Origin of the sequence: Pseudomonas sp. GOM6 (genome assembly GCF_029537485.1) — a bacterium.
Classification (GTDB): domain Bacteria; phylum Pseudomonadota; class Gammaproteobacteria; order Pseudomonadales; family Pseudomonadaceae; genus Aquipseudomonas.
In genome coordinates, this window is record NZ_JARPUS010000013.1 from 93,654 (window position 1) to 111,238 (window position 17,585).

Consider the following 17,585-nt stretch of genomic DNA (forward strand, 5'->3'; position numbering starts at 1 on the left):
TGCGCCCATCCGGCGCAGGGTTTTCGAGCACAAGGAACAGGCACCATGGATCAGCCGCACAGCTGGCGCGAGCGTCTCTACATCATCATCTTCCACACCGATACGCCGGCCGGACAGCGCTTCGACAACTGGCTGCTGGCCTGCATCCTGGCCAGCCTGGTGGTGGTGATGCTGGACAGCATCCAGAGCATTCACCAGCAGTACGGCGTCTGGCTGTTCAGCATCGAGTGGGTGTTCACCGCGCTGTTCGCCGTCGAATACGGCCTGCGTCTGTACTGCTCGCCCAAGCCGCTGCGCTACGCCTTCAGCTTCTTCGGCCTGATCGACCTGCTGGCCATCCTGCCGGCGTTCATCGGCCTGTTCTACGACGGTGGCCAGTACCTGATGGTGGTGCGTGCCCTGCGTCTGGTGCGGGTGTTCCGCGTGCTCAAGCTGAGCCCGTACATGAAGCAGGCCAACTTCCTGCTCACCGCGCTGCGCGGCAGCCAGCAGAAGATCATCGTGTTCTTCGTCAGCATCGCCACGCTGGTCACGGTGTTCGGCGCCATGATGTACGTGATCGAGGGGCCGCAGCACGGCTTCACCAGCATCCCCAAGGGCATCTACTGGGCCATCGTCACCCTGACCACCGTGGGCTTCGGCGATGTGGTGCCGCAAACCCCGCTGGGCCAGGCGCTGGCCTCGCTGGTGATGATCACCGGCTACTCGGTGATCGCCGTGCCCACCGGCATCTTCGGCGCCGAACTGGCCAACGCCATGCGCGAGCACGGCCGCCTGCGCCGCCCCTGCCCCAGCTGCAGCAAGGTCGAGCACGAACCCAACGCCGCCTTCTGCGACCGTTGCGGCAATCCCTTGTATCCGCGCCAGAGTGATACGACGCAGTGATGCCGATCAGTAGCTGAAGCTGCGCCCAAGCCCCGCCGGCACACCACTGCTGTCGGTCGGCTGCCAGGGGCCCTGTGGGCTACTGGCCCAGCTCCAGCCAGGGTTCCAGCGGTAGTAGACGCGCTCGCGGTAATAGACCTTATGGCTGCCCTGCAGCACATACACGCCCAGGCTCGGGTCCCAGTAGGCATTGCCGCCGGGCGGCGGCGCATAGCGCGGGTGGCTCTGCTGGCGCACCGGCTCGCCCCGATCCGGCAGCTGCGGCTGTAGCGAGCAGCCCGCCAGTGCCAGCAGCCCCAACAGCGTCAGCGCGGCGCGCATCACTGTGCCTGTTCCGGGCTATCGATCAGCAACTGCTGAGCTTCCTTCGTGCTGCTGGGAATCGCCTGACCGCGGCCGATCCACTCGCCCTGGGTCGCCACGCCGCTGCGCGAGATACGCGCCGCCAGTTGCACCTGCGGGAAGCTGGAGAGCTTGAGCTGCTCCATCATCGCGTCCTGATCGCTCAGCTCCACCGTCGCCGGCAGATCGGCCACCGTCAGGCGCTTGACCGCCAGCGGCATGGGCGGGCCAGACGCGGCGCGAGCGAAAACGAACACGCTGTCGCCAGGCTCTACCTTGGCCTTGACCTCAGGAGCCAGGTCGACCGTGACCTTTATCGCCGCCATCGACTTGTTCACCACCTCGGGCTGCGTCGCCGGCTCGGGCATTGCCGCTTGTGCCGGCTGGCCAGCCTGTTCACGCGCACGATCGATTCCAACCTGGATGGACTCTCGCGCCGGGTCATCTGCCGGCATCTGCGCCAGCAGGCGCTGCCAGTAGTCCACGGCGTCACTGAAACGCTCGTCTTCGAAGGCGGCAATGCCAAGCAGACCCAGGCTGGTGGTTTCCGCCGGATCCGCCTTCAGGGCTTCATCGGTCAGCGCCTGCATCTGCGCGTTCCACTGCTTGCCGTTGGCGAAGTACAGCGCCTGGGCCCACTGCCCGAGCAGCTCGGGCGCGCGATCCGCCAGACGTGCGGCTTGCTCATAAGCCTTGGCGGCCTCGGCAGGCCGACCATTGCCCATCTGCATGCGCCCGAGGAAATACCAGGCCTCGGCGGAGTCCGGGTTTTGCGCCACGGCCTGCTGCAGGCGGACGGTCATCTGTTCCATGCTCGGCTGCTGGCCAAGGGAGGCAATTTGCTGACTGGCGCCCCAGTGCCAGTACAGGCCGAAAGCCAGGCCCGGCACAGCCAGGGCGACCAGCAGCGGCAGCGCCTTGCCAAGCCGACGTGAACGGCTCGGGCCATTGGCCTCTGTGTCGGCCAGCAGCTCACGACCGGCCTCCGCCTGGCCAGCCTCGAACTGTTCGGCGGTCAGGGTGCCTGCGTCACGCTGCGCGGTGAGTTCTGCCAAACGTTCCTGGTACAGGGCCACGTTCAGTGCGGTGCGGTCTTCTTCGGCCTGGGCACGGCGGCCACGGAGCACGGGAATCAGCAGAAAAGCCGTGCCGACCAGCAGCAACAGGCCGACGGCGAGCCAGAATTCGATCATCAGTCTTGGGTATCCCGGTCTTGTTTCAGCAGAGCGTCCAGGCGCTCACGTTCGGCACGACTCAAAGCCGCCTGCTCGGGGGCCGCTTCGACCTTGCGCCGGCGCAGCACCAACACGCAGAGCATCACGGCACCTACGCCCAGCAGGCCGAAAGGCCCGTACCAGAGCAGCCAGGTACGGCTGTCCAGCGGTGGTTTGTACATCACGAAGTCGCCGTAGCGCATGACCAGGAAATCGACGATCTCCTTATCACTGCGCCCCTCGTCCAGCATGCGATAGATCTCGCGGCGCAGGTCGGTGGCGATGGGGGCATCGGAGTCGGCGATATTCTGGTTCTGGCACTTGGGGCAGCGCAGTTCTTCGGTGAGGCTACGGAAACGCTCGCGCTCCACTTCGTCCCTGAACTCATAGGTGTCGATGGCGGCACGGGCCACGCCGATCAGGCTCAGGCCCAGCAGACAGGCAAGCAACAGGCGCTTCACTGTTTTTCCTCCAGCAGCGCCTGGTAACGCGGCGCCAGCTCCTGACGCCAGACGCGCTCGTCGATGGCCCCCACGTACTTGTGACGGATGATGCCCTGGGCATCGATCAGGAAGGTCTCCGGCGCGCCGTACACGCCCAGGTCCAGGCCCAGGCTGCCCTTGGCATCGATCAGGGTGCGCTGGTACGGATCGAGGTAATCCTTCAACCATTGGCGTGCAGCATCGGCGTCGTCCTTGTAGTTGACGCCGTAGATGGTCACGCCGGCCTTGGCCAGGCTGTTGAGCATCTGGTGCTCGGCCTTGCAGGTCGGGCACCAGGTGGCCCACACATTGATCAGCGCAGGGCCCTTGAAGTCAGCCTGGGTAATCAGCGTCTGCGGCGCTTCCAGGTCCGGCAGGCTGAAGCTCGGCAGCGGCTTGTCGATCAGCGCCGAAGGCAACTCCTGCGGGTCGAGGAACAGGCCCTTGTAGAGAAATGCCGCCATGCCGAGAAATAGCGCCAGCGGCACCAGCAGAATCAGTCGTTTCATGCAGCGGCTTCCTTGAGACCGAGAACGTCACGCACGCGGGTGCGCACCTTGACCCGATAGCGCGGGTCGAAGGCCGCCAGCAGCCCGCCCAGGCCCATCATCAGGCCACCCAGCCAGATCCAGCGCACGTAGGGCTTGATATGGACACGCACGGCCCAGGCGCCATTTTCCAGCGGCTCACCGAGGGCGACGTAGAGGTCGCGGGTGAAGCCGGCGTCGATGCCGGCCTCGGTCATCGGCATCTGCTGCACGGTGTACAGACGCTTCTCCGGGTGCAGCACGGCGACTTCCTCGCCGTCCTCCAGCACGCGCACGGTGCCTTTGTCCGAGGTGAAGTTGGGGCCCTCGAAGTGCTTGGCGCCCTCGAAGACGAAGACATAGCCACCGAGTTCGAGCGATTCCCCCGGTGCCAGGCGCAGGTCACGCTCGGCACTGCTGTGGCTGACCAGCACGACGCCGATGGCGCAGACAGCGATACCCAGATGCGCCATCTGCATTCCCCAATAGCTGCTGGACAGGCTGCGCACACCTTTGATCAGGCCCTTGTGACGGCACTTGTCGAGCAGGTCGCGCACACCGGCAAGCGACACCCAGAACGCCAGCAGGAATACCGCCAGCACGCTCCAGTGGAAATCACCGAACACCCAGCTAGCGACAAAGCCCAATACCACGGCGCCAATCAGCACCGGCGTGAGCATGCCGCGCAGCCACTTGACCGGCGTGTCCTTCCAGCGCACCAGCACACCGACCGCCAGCACCAGCATCAGCAGCCCCATCAGCGGTACGAACAGGGCATTGAAGTATGGCGGACCGACCGACAGCTTGGCGCCGGTCAAGGCATCCAGCACCAGCGGGTAAAGCGTGCCGAGCAGGATCATCGAGGCCGCCACCACCAGCACCAGGTTGTTGGCCAGCAGGAAGGTTTCCCGCGACCACAGGGCGAAACCTATCTGGCTCTTGACCACGGGCGCGCGCACGGCAAACAGTGCCAGTGAACTGCCGACCACGATCAGCAAGAAGATCAGGATGAAGACACCGCGCTCCGGATCGTTGGCGAAGGCATGTACCGAGGTGAGTACACCGGAACGAACCAGGAAGGTGCCGAGCAGGCTGAGGGAGAACGCGGCGATGGCCAGCAGTACGGTCCAGCTCTTGAACACGCCGCGCTTCTCGGTCACGGCCAGCGAGTGGATCAGCGCGGTACCGACCAGCCAGGGCATGAACGAGGCATTTTCCACCGGGTCCCAGAACCACCAGCCGCCCCAGCCCAGCTCGTAGTAGGCCCACCAGGAGCCCAGGGCGATGCCGACGCCCAGAAAGGCCCAGGCGACGATGGTCCACGGGCGCGACCAGCGCGCCCAGGCTGCATCCAGCTTGCCGCCGAGCAGTGCGGCGATGGCGAAGGCGAAGGCCACGGAGAAGCCGACATAGCCCATGTACAACATCGGCGGGTGAACGATCAGGCCGAAGTCCTGCAGCAGCGGATTGAGGTCACGGCCATCAGCCGGGGTATCTATCAGCAGGCGCTCGAAGGGGTTGCTGGTGACGATCATGAACAGCAGAAAGCCGATGCTGATCATGCCCATCACCGCCAAGACGCGCGCCAGCATCACCTCTGGCAACTGGCGCGAGAAGATCGCCACGGCGAAGGTCCAACCGGCAAGAATCAGGGCCCACAGCAGCAGCGAGCCCTCGTGCGCGCCCCACACGGCGCTGAACTTGTAGTACCAGGGCAAGGCGCTGTTGGAGTTGTTGGCCACGTAGGCCACGGAAAAGTCATCCGCCATGAAGGCCCAGGTCAGGCAGGCGAAGGAGAACGCCAGCATGGCGAACTGGCCCCAGGCCGCCGGCTGGGCCAGGCCCATCCACTGGCGATCACCGAGCCAGGCGCCGATCAAGGGCACGGTCGCCTGGACGATGGCCAGGCACAGGGCCAGGATCAGGGCCACATGCCCTAGCTCCGGAATCATCAGCGCGGCATTCATTGTTTAGCCTCGTCTGCGGCCGGCAGCTTGCCGCTCTCCTTGAGCGCCTTGGTCACTTCAGGCGGCATGTAGTTTTCGTCGTGCTTAGCCAGCACTTCATCGGCGATCAGCACACCCTCGGCATTCAGCTTGCCCAGGGCGACGATGCCCTGCTCCTCGCGGAACAGGTCTGGCAGGATGCCGCGGTAGCGGATGGTCACGTTCTTGGCGAAATCGGTGACCACGAATTCGACGTCCAGCGAATCGGCAGAACGCTTCACCGAGTCTTTGGCCACCATGCCACCAGCCCGGATGCGGGTATCTTGCGGCGCCTCGCCATTGGCGATCTGGGTCGGCGTGTAGAACAGATTGATGTTCTCCTGCAGCGCCGACAGGGCCAGGCCCACGGCGGCGGAGACACCCACCAGAATGGCCAGGACGATATACAGACGTTTCTTGCGGACCGCGTTCACTGTTGTTTCTCCCGGCGCAAACGGCGCGCCTCGTCTTGCAGATAACGCCGGCGCGCCAGGATCGGCAGCGCGACATTCAGGGCCAGAACAGCCAGGCTAATGCCGTAGGCCGACCACACATAGGGGCCGTGGTGCCCCATGGCAAGGAACTCGCCGAAGGTTTCGAAACTCATGCTCTACCCTCCACCAGGCGTGCCACTTCAGCGCGCACCCAACTGCTGCGGGCCTCGCGCTTGAGCACTTCGGTACGCATGCGATAGAGCAGCACGGCACCCAGGAAGCAGTAGAAGCCGAGCACGCAGATGAGCAGTGGCAGCCACATTTCCATGCTCATGGTTGCCTTGCCGGTGACCTTGAAGGTGGCCGGCTGGTGCAGGGTGTTCCACCACTCCACCGACTTCTGAATGATCGGGATGTTCACCGCACCGACCAACGCCAGCACCGCGCAAGCCTTGGCCGCGCTGTCACGGTTACTGATGGCGTTGCCCAGGGCGATGATGCCGAAATAGAGGAACAGCAAGATCAGCATCGAGGTCAGCCGCGCGTCCCACACCCAGTAAGTGCCCCAGGTCGGTTTGCCCCAGATCGCGCCGGTAACAAGGGCGATAAAACACAGCCAGGCGCCGATGGGTGCGGCCTGCTGCAAGGCAACGTCGGCCAGCTTCATCTTCCAGACCAGGCCAACCAGGCCGGCCACCGCCATCAACAGGTAGCAGGCCTGGGCGAGGAAGGCTGCCGGCACGTGGATATAGATGATCCGGTAGCTGTTGCCCTGGTACTTTTCCGGCGGCGCGAAGGCCAGGCCCCAGACGATACCGACAGCCAGCAACACAACAGCCGCCGCGGCCAGCCAGGGCAGCCAGCGACCACTGCGCTCGTAGAACCACTTGGGCGAACCCCATTGGTGAAACCAGGTCCATCTCATCACGGTGACTCTTTAGTTATTCGCCGACGCTGATTTTCAGGCCGGCGCCGATGGCAAAGGGTGTCAGGGTGACCGCCAGGGCGGTCAGGCTGGCCAGCCACAACAGGTGACCGGCAGCCGGCAATCCTTGCAGGGCCGCCTGCAGCGCCCCGGTGCCGAGAATCAGCACCGGGATGTACAGCGGCAAAATCAGCAGCGCCAGTAGCAAGCCACCGCGCTTGAGACCGACCGTCAGCGCCGCACCGACCGCGCCGAGCAGGCTGAGGATCGGCGTGCCCAGCAGCAGCGAGAGCAGCAGCACCGGCAGGCAACGCCCCGGCAGACCGAGCATCAGCGCCAGCAGGGGCGACAGCAGCACCAGTGCCAGACCGGAGAAAAGCCAGTGTGCCAGTACCTTGGCCAGCACCAGAAGAGGCAAAGGGTGCGACGAAAGGACCCACTGCTCCAGCGAGCCATCCTCGAAATCACTGCGAAAAAGCCCGTCCAGCGAGAGCAGCACGGCCAATAGCGCCGCTACCCAGATCAGGCCGGGGGACAAGGTCTGTAACAGATTGGTCTCCGGCCCGACCGCCAGCGGAAACAGGGCGATGACAATGGCAAAGAACACCAGCGGGTTGGCCAGCTCCGCTGGGCGGCGGCAGAGCAGGCGTGATTCGCGGGCCAGGAGGAGAAGAAAAACGCTGTTCATGCTGCACGCTGCCCCAGGTCGAGCACTCGGTAGCCCGAGGGTGTCTGTTGCAGCGTGTGGTGAGTGGTCAGGACGACCAGACCGCCCTGCTCGCAATGTGCCGCCAACTGCGCTTCCAGCTGCGCGACACCCTGCTTGTCCAGGGCGGTGAAGGGTTCATCGAGAATCCACAGCGGCGGTGCGTCCAGATATAGCCGAGCCAGGGCCACGCGGCGCTGCTGCCCGGCGGACAGGGTGTGACAGGGCACATCCTCGAAACCACGCAATCCGACGGCGGCCAACGCTTGCCAGATCGCTTCGCGATGCGCCAGCTGGTGCAACGCGCAGAGCCAGGCCAGGTTCTCTTCGGCAGTCAGCAGGCCCTTGATGCCTGCTGCGTGACCGATCCACAGCAGGCTGCGGCCCAACTCGCCCTGCTGCTTTGCCAGCGGCTTGCCGTTGAGCAGCACCTCACCGGTGGTCGGCTGCATGAGCCCGGCCAGCAGGCGCAGCAAACTGGTCTTGCCGCTGCCATTGGGGCCGGCAACCTGCAACAAAGTGCCGCCGGCAAGGTCCAGATCCAGGCCTTCGAACAACAGGCGCCAGTCCCGCTCACAGGCGAGGGCTACGGCTTGGAGGCGTGGATTGATCACGGCATGGTGTCCCGGAGGGGTTCAAGTCGGCAGGTGGGTGGCCGCTATACTGAAAACCTGCCTACGATGAGGCAAGTTGACCGCTTAGCCAGCCCGAACGGGGCGGCATTATACATGGCAGCCTTGCCCCTCCGAAGCCGGCTTTTCAACAGGGTGTAACCCGCACATGGCAGAAATCAGCAGCTCTCGTCCGCTCCCTGCGGCCACGCCAGCCACGCGGCCGGCGCAGGTCAATGCGGCTGATCTGGCGGTCAAGCTGCTGCAACCGCTCGAGGGCCTGCTCAGCGCCGGGCAGAGCGCCCAGGCCGAAGTGCTGGAAGCCAAAGCGGTGGCGCAGAGCTTTCAACTGCTGCTCAAGCTCACGCTGGAAAGCGGTAAGCAGGCCACACTGCAAGCCAGCAGCCCTCGCCCGCTGGCACAAGGCAGTACCCTGGCCGTGACCGCGCTGTCGGAAACCCGCCTGGCCCTTGCCCTGCAGGGCGGCGACAATCGCCTGCTCAGCAGCCTGGATCTGAAGCAACTGCCCGTTGGCACGCTGATCCAAGGCAAGGTCGAAGCCCGCGAGCAGCTCGTCCAATTGCGTGGACAGCAGGCGCTCTACCGCGCCGTGGTCAATCTGCTCAACACGCCCCTGGCCGGCAGCAAACTCAACATCGAAACAGCCCTACCCTTGCCAGTTGGCAGCCTGCTGACGGCTCAGGTACAGGGCAATCAGGCCCTCAACTTCCTGCCCCTGAGCGGGCGCCTCGATCAACTGGTACTCGGCCAGCAGCTGGCCGCCCAGCAGAGCCGGCAGGCCTCCCTCGAAGGCCTGTTCAAGGGGTTGCAGGGCATGGCAAGCCAGGCGAGCCTGCCCGATGAGCTACGCACCAGCATCGACAAGCTGCTCGGCCTGCTGCCCGATGGCAAGCAGCTGAGCACAGCTGACGGGTTGACCAAGGCACTGCAACAGAGCGGCGTGTTTCTCGAAGCCAAGCTGCTGGGCGGGCAGGCTCAGCAGTTACCACAGGATCTCAAGGCCAACCTGCTGCGTCTGATCAATCAACTGCTTCCCCATCTGCCGGGCTTAACCCCGCAAGCCGCGGCGGGCGCTGGCGGCACGCTGGCCCAGGCCTTACCCTCCTTCGTGCGCACAGCGCTCGGCTCGCTCGGCCAACCCAGCCAACGCCAGCAGGCCATGAGCTTTCCCCTTCCCTCGCGCCTGCTTCAGGCCATGGATCAGGAGGCAGACCTGGAAACGCTACTCAAGCTCGCCGCCGCGGCCGTCTCGCGTCTGCAGACCCATCAGCTGGCAAGCCTGGCACAGACCCAGATAACCCCCGAAGGCAACCTGCTGACCACCTGGCAGCTGGAAGTGCCGATGCGCAACCAGCAGGACGTGGTGCCGCTGCAGATCAAGCTACAGCGTGAAGAATCCGAGGCTCAAAGCCGCAAGGAGCAGAAGGAAACCCTGTGGCGCATCGAACTGGCATTCGATCTCGACCCACTGGGCCCGCTGCAGGTGCAGGCGCAACTGGTGCGCGGCAGCCTCTCCAGCCAGTTGTGGGCCGAGCGCGCGGAAACCGCGCGCCTGGTCGACGCTGAACTGGACAACCTGCGCCAACGGCTGCAGGCCGCAGGCCTGGAGGTGGGCGAACTGAGCTGTAGCCAGGGCATGCCGCCACAAGGACCGAAAACCCACCTGGAACAACGCTGGGTGGATGAAACCGCATGAAAAAACCGCCCTGCCAGGCCATTGCGCTGTCCTACGACGGTAGCAACGCGCCCAATCTGACCGCCAAAGGCGACGACGAGCTGGCCGAAGCCATCCTCGCCATCGCTCGCGAATATGAAGTGCCGATCTACGAAAATGCCGAACTGGTGCGCCTGCTGGCCCGCCTGGAGCTGGGTGACGCCATCCCCGAGCCGCTGTATCGCACCATCGCCGAGATCATCGCCTTCGCCTGGTATCTCAAGGGCAAGCGCCCAGCCGGTGGCGACGAGGAGCGCGACATCACTCCAGGCCGGGGCTCGTCAGGCCCGCAGCTGTTGGCTGCGCCCCCAGAATAAAGGCATACATCTCGCCTTCCTGCCCTTTGCCCTGGGGGAAATCCAGCAGCTGCCAGGCAAAGTAGCCGGTGCGGAAGTAATACACCTGCTGGTAGCCCCAGCTCACTGCGCGCCGCGCAGCCTCTGCGCTGTCCGGGCAGACCTCGCTGTCGCAGTACAACACCATGGGCATGCTGCGCGGCCAACTGGCTTCGGCCAGGTCGGAGAAACGTCCATCCAGCGCCATGTGCAAGGCACCATGCACATGCCCCCAGCCCCACTCGCGCGGCGCCCGCACATCGATGAACAGTACGCCGTGCTCATACAGCTGGCGCGCCTGCAGTGCATTCACCGTCACCGCACCGTCCACCTGCAAAGGCGCCTCGCGCGCCTCGGCCACGGGTAACAGCACACACAACAGCAGCAAGAGTCCGACTCGCATGGCGAACCTCCCAGGGGACACGCTCCGTGCTCATGCTTTGAGAATAGGCAGCCCATCCACCTGGGTTAGGAACCAATAGGGCCTGATTGGGACCAGTTAATAACCGCAGCGATTAAGGCGCGCGGCCAGTCAGGGCGCGAAGACTTCGTCAAACAGGTCATTCATGGCCTTGAACGCCCGCGCAGCGACCACCGGATGGTATTCATTGCGCCCCGGCACGTTGGCCAGCGGGTTGGTGAAGGAGTGCACTGCCCCGCCATAGCTGACCAGTTGCCAGTCAACCTTGGCCGCCTTCATCTCGGCAATGAAGCCATCGACCTGCTCCTGCGGCACGGCTGGATCATCCGCGCCGTGCAACACCAGCACCGGCGCCTTGATCTGTTTGGCGTCGGCAGGGTTGGGAGTATCCAGGTTGCCATGGAAAGAGACGAAGCCCTTGAGCGGCGCACCGTCACGGGCCAGTTCGAGAATCGCACCGCCACCGAAGCAGAAGCCGATCGCTCCCAACTGCGCAACATCCACGCCGGGCTGGCGCTTGAGCACGTCCAGTGCGGTCTGGGTGCGTTTGCGCATCAACGGCCGGTCGCTGCGCAGCGCGGTGGCGGCAGCCTTCGCCTCATCCGGGTTGCTCGGGCGGATGGCCTTGCCATACAGGTCCGCCATGAACACCACATATTTGTCGCTGGCCGCCCTCGCCGCCTTCTTGGCCGAGGGTTCGTTCACCCCCATCCAGTTCGGCACCATCAAAAGACCTGGGCGGGGCTCCTTAATCGCATCGTCATAGATCAACACGCCTTCATAAGGCTCGCCGTCGATCTCGTAGGGTACCGCCTTGGTGACGACCGCAGCCTGGGCGAGGCCGCTCAGGCTGGCGAGAGCTAATGCCAGGATTGTCTTGCTCATGCTCGAAGTCCATGTGGATGGCTGGAGCCGACAAGACTAGCCGCTAAACAAGAGCGATGCGCAATTACACCGCGCCGACCATGGAGCAGACTGGATTCTCAGGCAAAGACCTCATCGAGCAGGTCATACATCGCCGCGAAGGCACGACGCGACACCTTCTCGTCGTACTGCATCTTGCCCGGGACATTGGCCTGTGGATCGGTGAAGGAATGCGCCGCACCGCCATAGCTGGTCAGTTGCCAGTCAACGCCAGCGGCACTCATTTCCGCGACGAAGCCTGCCAGTTGCTCGCGCGGCACCAACGGGTCCTCGGCACCATCCAGTACCAGCACCGCGCCCTGGATATTCTGGGCGTCCGCAGGGTTAGCCGTATCAAGCGTGCCGTGGAAGGAGATGGCTGCCTTGAGCGGCGCACCGTCGCGGGCCAGTTCCAGGGCGCAGTGGCCACCGAAGCAGAAGCCGAAGATCGCCAGACGATTGGGGTCCAGCGGCACACCGGGCTGGGCCTTGAGCGCCGCCAGCGACGCCTGCAGACGCTGGCGCAGGGCCGGCTTACCCTTCACCGACATCATTGCCGCGCCCGCCTCGTCATGGTTCTGCGGGCGTACGCTCGCACCATAAAGATCGACAACGAACACCACATAGCCACGCTCCGCCACCCGCTGAGCAATCTCGATGGCCCCGGCCGATACGCCCATCCAGTTCGGCGCCAGCAGCAATCCAGGGCGCGGATGCGCATGGGCGTCGTCGTACAGCAGCTGCCCCTCGAATGGCTCGCCGCCGACCTCGTAACGCACGGCACGATTGATGATCTGGCTCATATGTACCCCCTGTTTTCAGCTAAGGCGGGCATTGCCCGCCGTGGACGGACAAGACTGGTCAGTCTTGAGAATGCTTCGCCTCTTCGTCGGCCAGGCCCTGGATATAGGCGGCAAAGCCCGGGTCCTCGCCGCGCAACAACAGTGGCAAACGCTCGCGGAAGTCCTCGCGGCGGCTCCAGTCGCGCATGTAGTCCTCCCAGGAGTGCCAGCGGCGGCGCTGCTTGTCGCTCATATCTTCTGCATAGGCCAGCAGGTAGGCGCGCTCGAACAGCGAGATGAGCATGTCGAAGATCACCCACATGCGCTCGCGCTGCTCGTCGCTCAGATCAGGCGTGGCATTGTGGCTGCGCAGGCGCAGATCGGGGTTGGCCAGCACCACTTCGAGAAAGTCGATATAGGCATCGGAAATCTGCTGCCAGATCGCCTCTTCCTCGTTCTCGCGCTCCTTGCGCTGCTCGAAGAGGAACACAGCGATGGCGAACGGCAGTGCAACGACGGTGACGATATAGGACAGCAGCTCCCAGGTTTCGTGATTCATACGGGCTCCCGAATGCAAGCCCGCATTGTGCCCTACTCCGTCTCCGCCCAGCGCTCCTTGATTTCGAGAATTGCCGGCATCTGGCCGAGAAACAGCTCTACCAGCTCCGGATCAAAGTGCCGGCCGCTCTCGCGGCGCAACAAGGCCACGGCCTCTTCCACCGGCCAGGCCGGCTTGTAGGGACGCACACTGGTGAGTGCATCGAACACATCCGCAATGGCGACGATACGCCCGGCCAGGGGAATTTCCTCGCCCTTGAGGCCATTGGGATAACCACTGCCATCCCACTTTTCATGGTGTGTCAGCGCGATGCTGCGAGCCATCTGCAGCAGGCCGGAGTCATGTTCGCCAATGATCTCGGCGCCGATCTGGGCGTGCTGGCGCATCACCGCCCACTCCTGGTCATCCAGTTTGCCGTTCTTCTGCAGGATGGCGTCGGGGATACCGATCTTGCCCACGTCATGCATGGGCGCAGCGTTGAGCAGATCATCCGCTTCGTGCTCGCTGTAGCCCGCGGCCAGAGCCAGGACATGGGTGTAGTGGCTCATGCGGATCACGTGCAGACCGGTCTCGTTGTCCTTGTATTCAGCGGCCAGCCCCAGGCGCTGGACGATCTGCAGGCGGGTCTCGCGCAGCTCCTCGGCACGCACCAACGACAGGTGCGTGCGCACTCGCGCACGGACAATGGGCGGGCTGACCGGTTTGGTGATGTAGTCCACGGCCCCGAGGGCAAAGCCCTGGGCTTCGTCCTGCACATCCGCCAGGGCGGTGACGAAAATCACTGGAATGCCCGAGGTGGCAGGCTGCGCCTTGAGCCGGGAGCAGACCTCATGACCGGTCATGCCCGGCATCATCACATCCAGCAGGATCAGTGCAGGACGCTCCTGGGCCGCCAGTTCCAGGGCCTTGTCCCCGCTTTTGGCAAACAGCAGCCGGTAGTCATCCTGCAAAATCTGCCGCAACACCTGCAGATTGGTCGGCTCGTCATCTACCAATAACAGTTTGGGCCGGACATCAGCGGGCTTGATCATGGGTTGATCTCTCCAGAGTCGAGCAGTTGGGCCAGCAGAGCATCCGCTCGTTCGAAATCGAAGTCATTGAGAGCGCCTTCCAGGCTTTCGGCCTGTTGCGCCGGCAGTGCAGCGAGCAGACATTGCAGGGCCTGCTCGGCCAACTCGCCATGCTGCAGCGCCGCCCGGCTCAACCCGATCAGTTCGGCCAGCTCGGCCTTCGTCAGGGCCGTGGCAGGCGACTCCACTGCAGACGTTACCTCGGGCAGCTCACCGGGCAGCGCCGCAAGCTGGGTAGCAAACGCACGCAGCAGTTCATCCACCGAGGCGGGAATGGCGCCCTTGAGCGCATGCTCCAGCTGTCCGGCCAGTCGACTGGCCCGCAGCAGCGCCAGGTTGCCGGCAGCCCCGCGCATGCGGTGCACCAGTTCAATGGCCTCAGCGCGCTGGTCATTGCGCAGCAGGCGCTCAACCTCCGCGCAGCTGCCGGCGTGCTCGGCGAGGAAACGCCGAATGGCGGCAGCCATTACCTGTTCACTGCCCCACAGCTGAATGCCGCGTGGCCAGTCAATCATCAGGTCTTCGGCCATTTCGCTGGCAGTAGCAGGCTGCATGCCAGCCTCCGGGGCCAGGCCTATCAGTCGCGCCACTTCGGCCAGCAGCTTGTCCATCTCCAGCGGCTTGGAGGCGAAGCCATCCATGCCAGCCTCGCGAGCAGCACGGCGATCCTGCTCCAGCACACTGGCGGTCAGGGCGATGATCGGCGTCGGCTTCAAACCATGGGCCTGCTCATGGCGACGAATGCGCCGGGTCGCCTCGAGGCCATCCATGCGCGGCATCTGCACATCCATCAGCAGCACATCGAAGCGCCCGCCGACAAAGGCAGCCAGCGCCTGCTCGCCATCGTTCGCCGTGGTCACCTGATGCCCCATGGCCCCTAGGGTCAGGCTGAGCAGCTCGATGTTCTGCGCCACATCGTCGGCGGCCAGGATATTCAGCACCGGCAGTTGCCGCGCCATCGCACGGCGTTCGCCATGAGCCACAGCGCCAGCCGGCAACGGCAGCTCTACGAGGAACAGGCTGCCCGCCCCCAGGCGACTCTCGACCTGGATGCTGCCCCCCATCAGCTCGGTCAGCTGGCGCGCGATGGTGGTCCCCAGGCCGGTACCGCCAAAGCGCCGACTCATCGAGGCGTCGGCCTGGGCGAAGGGATCGAAGATATGTTGCAGGCGATCTTCGGCGATGCCGATACCGCTGTCGCGCACGGCGAGCTGAACCCTACCCGGCTCGCCACTGACCTCCAGACGCACCCAGCCGCTTTCGGTAAATTTCACCGCGTTGCCGACCAGATTGGTCAGCACCTGCTGGATACGCAGCGGGTCACCCTTGAAGAAGTCACCCAGGCCTGCTTGATAGTCCAGACTCAGGCTCAGCCCCTTGCCCTCGGCGCTCAGGCGCAGGGCATCACAGACCTGCACGCACAGCTCGCGCAGGGAGAAGTCCATCTGCTCAAGCTCCACCGCGCCGCGCTCCAGCTTGGCGGTGTCGAGAATGTCGTTGAGCAGGCCGAGCAGCGAGCGTGCCGCCTGGCGCACAGTACCGAGGTGGCGACGCTGCTGCTCGTTGAGCACGCTGTCGAGCAGCAGCTCGGTAAAGCCGATGATGGCGTTCATCGGTGTGCGGATTTCATGGCTCATGTTGGCCAGGAAGGTGGTTTTCACTGCCGCTGCCAACTCCGCACGCTCCTTGGCGATGCGTAGCGCCTCTTCCATCTCGCGCCGCTGGCTGAGGTCGGTGGCGAACTTGATCACCTTGAACGGCTTGCCATCGGCATCGAAGATCGGGTTGTAGCTGGCCTGAATCCACACCTCGCGACCGCCTTTGGCAATGCGCAGGTATTCACCGCTGTCCAGTTCACCGCGGGCCAGGCGCGCCCAGAACTCTTCATAAGCGCCGCTTTCGACCCAGCTCTGCTCGCAGAAGATGCGGTGATGCTGCCCCAGGATCTCTTCTTCCTCGTAGCCCATCAGTTCGAGGAAGTTGTAGTTGGCACTGAGCACCCGTCCCTGCAGATCGAACTCGATCACCGACAGCGCGCGACTGATGGCCTTGGCCGTGCCCTCGAATTCGGCGTTGCGCAGCTTGCTCTCAGTGATGTCCAGCAACACGCCGTCGATCCATTTGGGCTCACCATCATCGCCCAGAACCGCGCTGCCGCTCTCCCAGACCCAGTGCTCCTCGCCCTGGCGGTCGTAGATACGGTACTCGACCGTGTAATGGCGACCACGGGAAATATCTTCCAGCACCTCCTCGGCCACGCGCTGGTAGTCCTCGGGGTGATAAAGCTCGCTGATCGACTTGCGCCGGCTAACAAAGTCATCCGCGCTCCAGCCGGTTAGTGTCTCCACCGCATCGCTGATGAACAACATGCTCCAGTTTTCATCCAGCAGGCAGCGGAAGGCCACGCCCGGGATATTGCCGATCAGCGAGCGGTACTGCTGCTCGCTCTCGCGCAGCGCCTTCTCCATGGCCTTGCGCTCGCTGATATCACTGATGAACCCCACAAACAGGGTGCGATCGGGCAACTTGGCACGGCCGATAGCCAAACGGATCGGCAGCTCGCTACCGTCCTTGCGCAGCAACTCAACCTCGCGGCTGCCGCCGATGATTTCCGACTCACCGGCATTGAGCAGCTGCGGCAGGTAGTTGGCGATGCCCTGGCGATAGCTTTCAGGAATCACGGTATCGATATGCCGCCCCAGCAGCTCTTCGCGGTTCCAGCCATAAAGCTTGGCCGCCGCGGCATTCATGCCTTCGATAACGCCCCTGTCGTCAATGGTCACCACGCCATCGACGGCGGTTTCCAGAATGGCGCGCAAGCGTGCCTCGTTGGCCTGCACCTGGCGCAGCAGATGGCGATAACGCAGCAGGCCATTGATACCCGCCACAAAGATGGTCAACGAGACCGTGATGAGCGCCACGGCCAGCGCGAGAAACAGGCTGGGATCATCCTGCGCGGCAGCCGGGTCAGGCGTACCGACGAAGCGTGCGGCGGCCATTCCGGTGTAATGCATGCCACTGATGGCCAGGCCCATGACCACGCCGCTGGCGACGATCGCCTTGCCGGCGGACAACCGCCCACGCAGACCGAAGCGCACCCACAGCGCCAGAATCGCCAGGCCCACCGCCACCAGGATCGACAGGGCAAAAATCCAGGGGTCGTAACGCAACAGCGGGTCCATGCGCATGGCCGCCATGCCGCTGTAGTGCATGGCACCGATCCCCGCCCCCACCAGCACACCACTGCCGATCAGTTGCCACGCCGTGATCTGGTGTCGCGACAACAGCTGAAGCGCAACCCAGGAAGCTCCCAGGCTCGGCAGCAGCGATAGCAGGGTCATGCCCGGCGCGTAATGCACCGGCGCGCACAGCTCGAAGGCCAGCATGCCGATGAAGTGCATGGCCCACACACCGCCGCCCAGAGCCAGAGAGCCTGTCAGCAATGCCGTATGACGATGCAGTGGGTTGCGACTGAGTCGCGCCATACCTGCCACTTGCAGCGCCATGCCCGAGGTGAACATGGCAATCGCCAGCGACAGGATCACCAGCCACGGATCATAGGTGCCAAACAGCAGCAAACTGGGATCGGCATCGAGAAGAAACAGGCTGAACAGATAGGACATGCGACGGCGACTACTGGACGACGGCTGATAGTTGAGCAGGCAGAAG

General features: G+C 64.2%; 19 protein-coding genes. 3 read left to right on the forward strand and 16 right to left on the reverse strand.

Annotation, left to right across the window (positions count from 1 at the left end; genetic code table 11):
• The first annotated feature begins 45 nt into the window (after positions 1-45).
• Positions 46-885, forward strand: a complete 840-nt coding sequence (locus P7A97_RS15575; protein ID WP_277690913.1) for an ion transporter — start codon at positions 46-48, stop codon at positions 883-885.
• 6 nt (positions 886-891) lie between these two features.
• Here P7A97_RS15575 and P7A97_RS15580 read toward each other — a convergent pair whose 3' ends face one another.
• Genes P7A97_RS15580 through ccmA form a run of 10 tightly spaced genes read right to left on the reverse strand, consistent with a single transcriptional unit; the run spans position 892 to position 8,114 of the window.
• Positions 892-1,206, reverse strand: coding sequence for a hypothetical protein (locus P7A97_RS15580; protein ID WP_277690914.1), 315 nt, complete (start codon positions 1,204-1,206; stop codon positions 892-894).
• A complete protein-coding gene (gene ccmI / locus P7A97_RS15585; RefSeq protein WP_277690915.1) occupies positions 1,206-2,420 on the reverse strand; it encodes a c-type cytochrome biogenesis protein CcmI in 1,215 nt (404 codons plus the stop codon). Before ccmI ends, P7A97_RS15580 begins: the two co-directional genes overlap by 1 nt.
• Positions 2,420-2,902, reverse strand: coding sequence for a cytochrome c-type biogenesis protein (locus tag P7A97_RS15590; RefSeq protein ID WP_277690916.1), 483 nt, complete (start codon positions 2,900-2,902; stop codon positions 2,420-2,422). Before P7A97_RS15590 ends, ccmI begins: the two co-directional genes overlap by 1 nt.
• Entirely contained in the window at positions 2,899-3,432 is a 534-nt protein-coding gene (locus P7A97_RS15595) for a DsbE family thiol:disulfide interchange protein (protein WP_277690917.1), read from the reverse strand. The genes P7A97_RS15590 and P7A97_RS15595 overlap by 4 nt, the downstream gene beginning before the upstream one ends.
• Entirely contained in the window at positions 3,429-5,402 is a 1,974-nt protein-coding gene (locus tag P7A97_RS15600) for a heme lyase CcmF/NrfE family subunit (RefSeq protein ID WP_277690979.1), read from the reverse strand. Before P7A97_RS15600 ends, P7A97_RS15595 begins: the two co-directional genes overlap by 4 nt.
• A gap of 11 nt (positions 5,403-5,413) precedes the next feature.
• The gene (ccmE, locus tag P7A97_RS15605) at positions 5,414-5,869 is read right to left on the reverse strand and encodes a cytochrome c maturation protein CcmE (protein ID WP_277690918.1); all 456 of its coding nucleotides are present in this window, start codon (positions 5,867-5,869) and stop codon (positions 5,414-5,416) included.
• Positions 5,866-6,042: a heme exporter protein CcmD gene (gene ccmD / locus P7A97_RS15610; RefSeq protein WP_277690919.1), complete on the reverse strand. Its 177-nt coding sequence runs from the start codon at positions 6,040-6,042 to the stop codon at positions 5,866-5,868. Before ccmD ends, ccmE begins: the two co-directional genes overlap by 4 nt.
• Positions 6,039-6,797 carry a heme ABC transporter permease gene (locus P7A97_RS15615; protein WP_277690920.1) on the reverse strand — a complete coding sequence of 253 codons (759 nt, stop codon included), beginning with the start codon at positions 6,795-6,797 and terminating at the stop codon, positions 6,039-6,041. Before P7A97_RS15615 ends, ccmD begins: the two co-directional genes overlap by 4 nt.
• Before the next feature lie 13 nt (positions 6,798-6,810).
• Positions 6,811-7,482: a heme exporter protein CcmB gene (gene ccmB, locus P7A97_RS15620; protein ID WP_277690922.1), complete on the reverse strand. Its 672-nt coding sequence runs from the start codon at positions 7,480-7,482 to the stop codon at positions 6,811-6,813.
• Positions 7,479-8,114, reverse strand: coding sequence for a cytochrome c biogenesis heme-transporting ATPase CcmA (gene ccmA / locus P7A97_RS15625; protein WP_277690923.1), 636 nt, complete (start codon positions 8,112-8,114; stop codon positions 7,479-7,481). The genes ccmB and ccmA overlap by 4 nt, the downstream gene beginning before the upstream one ends.
• A 166-nt stretch (positions 8,115-8,280) precedes the next feature.
• On the opposite strand from ccmA, the gene P7A97_RS15630 reads away from it, so the two are divergent.
• Together P7A97_RS15630 and P7A97_RS15635 are read left to right on the forward strand one after the other, a co-directional pair.
• Complete coding sequence (locus P7A97_RS15630) at positions 8,281-9,828, forward strand: flagellar hook-length control protein FliK (RefSeq protein ID WP_277690924.1); 1,548 nt, start codon at positions 8,281-8,283, stop codon at positions 9,826-9,828.
• A complete protein-coding gene (locus tag P7A97_RS15635; RefSeq protein ID WP_277690925.1) occupies positions 9,825-10,163 on the forward strand; it encodes an EscU/YscU/HrcU family type III secretion system export apparatus switch protein in 339 nt (112 codons plus the stop codon). Before P7A97_RS15630 ends, P7A97_RS15635 begins: the two co-directional genes overlap by 4 nt.
• Here the strand turns inward: P7A97_RS15635 and P7A97_RS15640 are convergent.
• The 6 genes from P7A97_RS15640 to P7A97_RS15665 form a co-directional block, all read right to left on the reverse strand.
• Positions 10,108-10,584 (reverse strand): rhodanese-like domain-containing protein, encoded by a 477-nt coding sequence (locus P7A97_RS15640; protein WP_277690926.1) that lies wholly within the window; start codon positions 10,582-10,584, stop codon positions 10,108-10,110. The genes P7A97_RS15635 and P7A97_RS15640 overlap by 56 nt on opposite strands.
• A 129-nt stretch (positions 10,585-10,713) precedes the next feature.
• Positions 10,714-11,487, reverse strand: coding sequence for a dienelactone hydrolase family protein (locus P7A97_RS15645; RefSeq protein ID WP_277690928.1), 774 nt, complete (start codon positions 11,485-11,487; stop codon positions 10,714-10,716).
• Positions 11,488-11,585: 98 nt separating this feature from the next.
• Complete coding sequence (locus P7A97_RS15650) at positions 11,586-12,308, reverse strand: dienelactone hydrolase family protein (RefSeq protein WP_277690929.1); 723 nt, start codon at positions 12,306-12,308, stop codon at positions 11,586-11,588.
• 58 nt (positions 12,309-12,366) lie between these two features.
• Positions 12,367-12,846 (reverse strand): hypothetical protein, encoded by a 480-nt coding sequence (locus tag P7A97_RS15655; RefSeq protein ID WP_277690930.1) that lies wholly within the window; start codon positions 12,844-12,846, stop codon positions 12,367-12,369.
• A gap of 32 nt (positions 12,847-12,878) precedes the next feature.
• On the reverse strand, positions 12,879-13,877 hold the full coding sequence (locus tag P7A97_RS15660; protein ID WP_277690931.1) for a two-component system response regulator: 999 nt from the start codon (positions 13,875-13,877) through the stop codon (positions 12,879-12,881).
• Entirely contained in the window at positions 13,874-17,539 is a 3,666-nt protein-coding gene (locus tag P7A97_RS15665) for a PAS domain S-box protein (protein WP_277690932.1), read from the reverse strand. The genes P7A97_RS15660 and P7A97_RS15665 overlap by 4 nt, the downstream gene beginning before the upstream one ends.
• Positions 17,540-17,585: the final 46 nt, after the last annotated feature.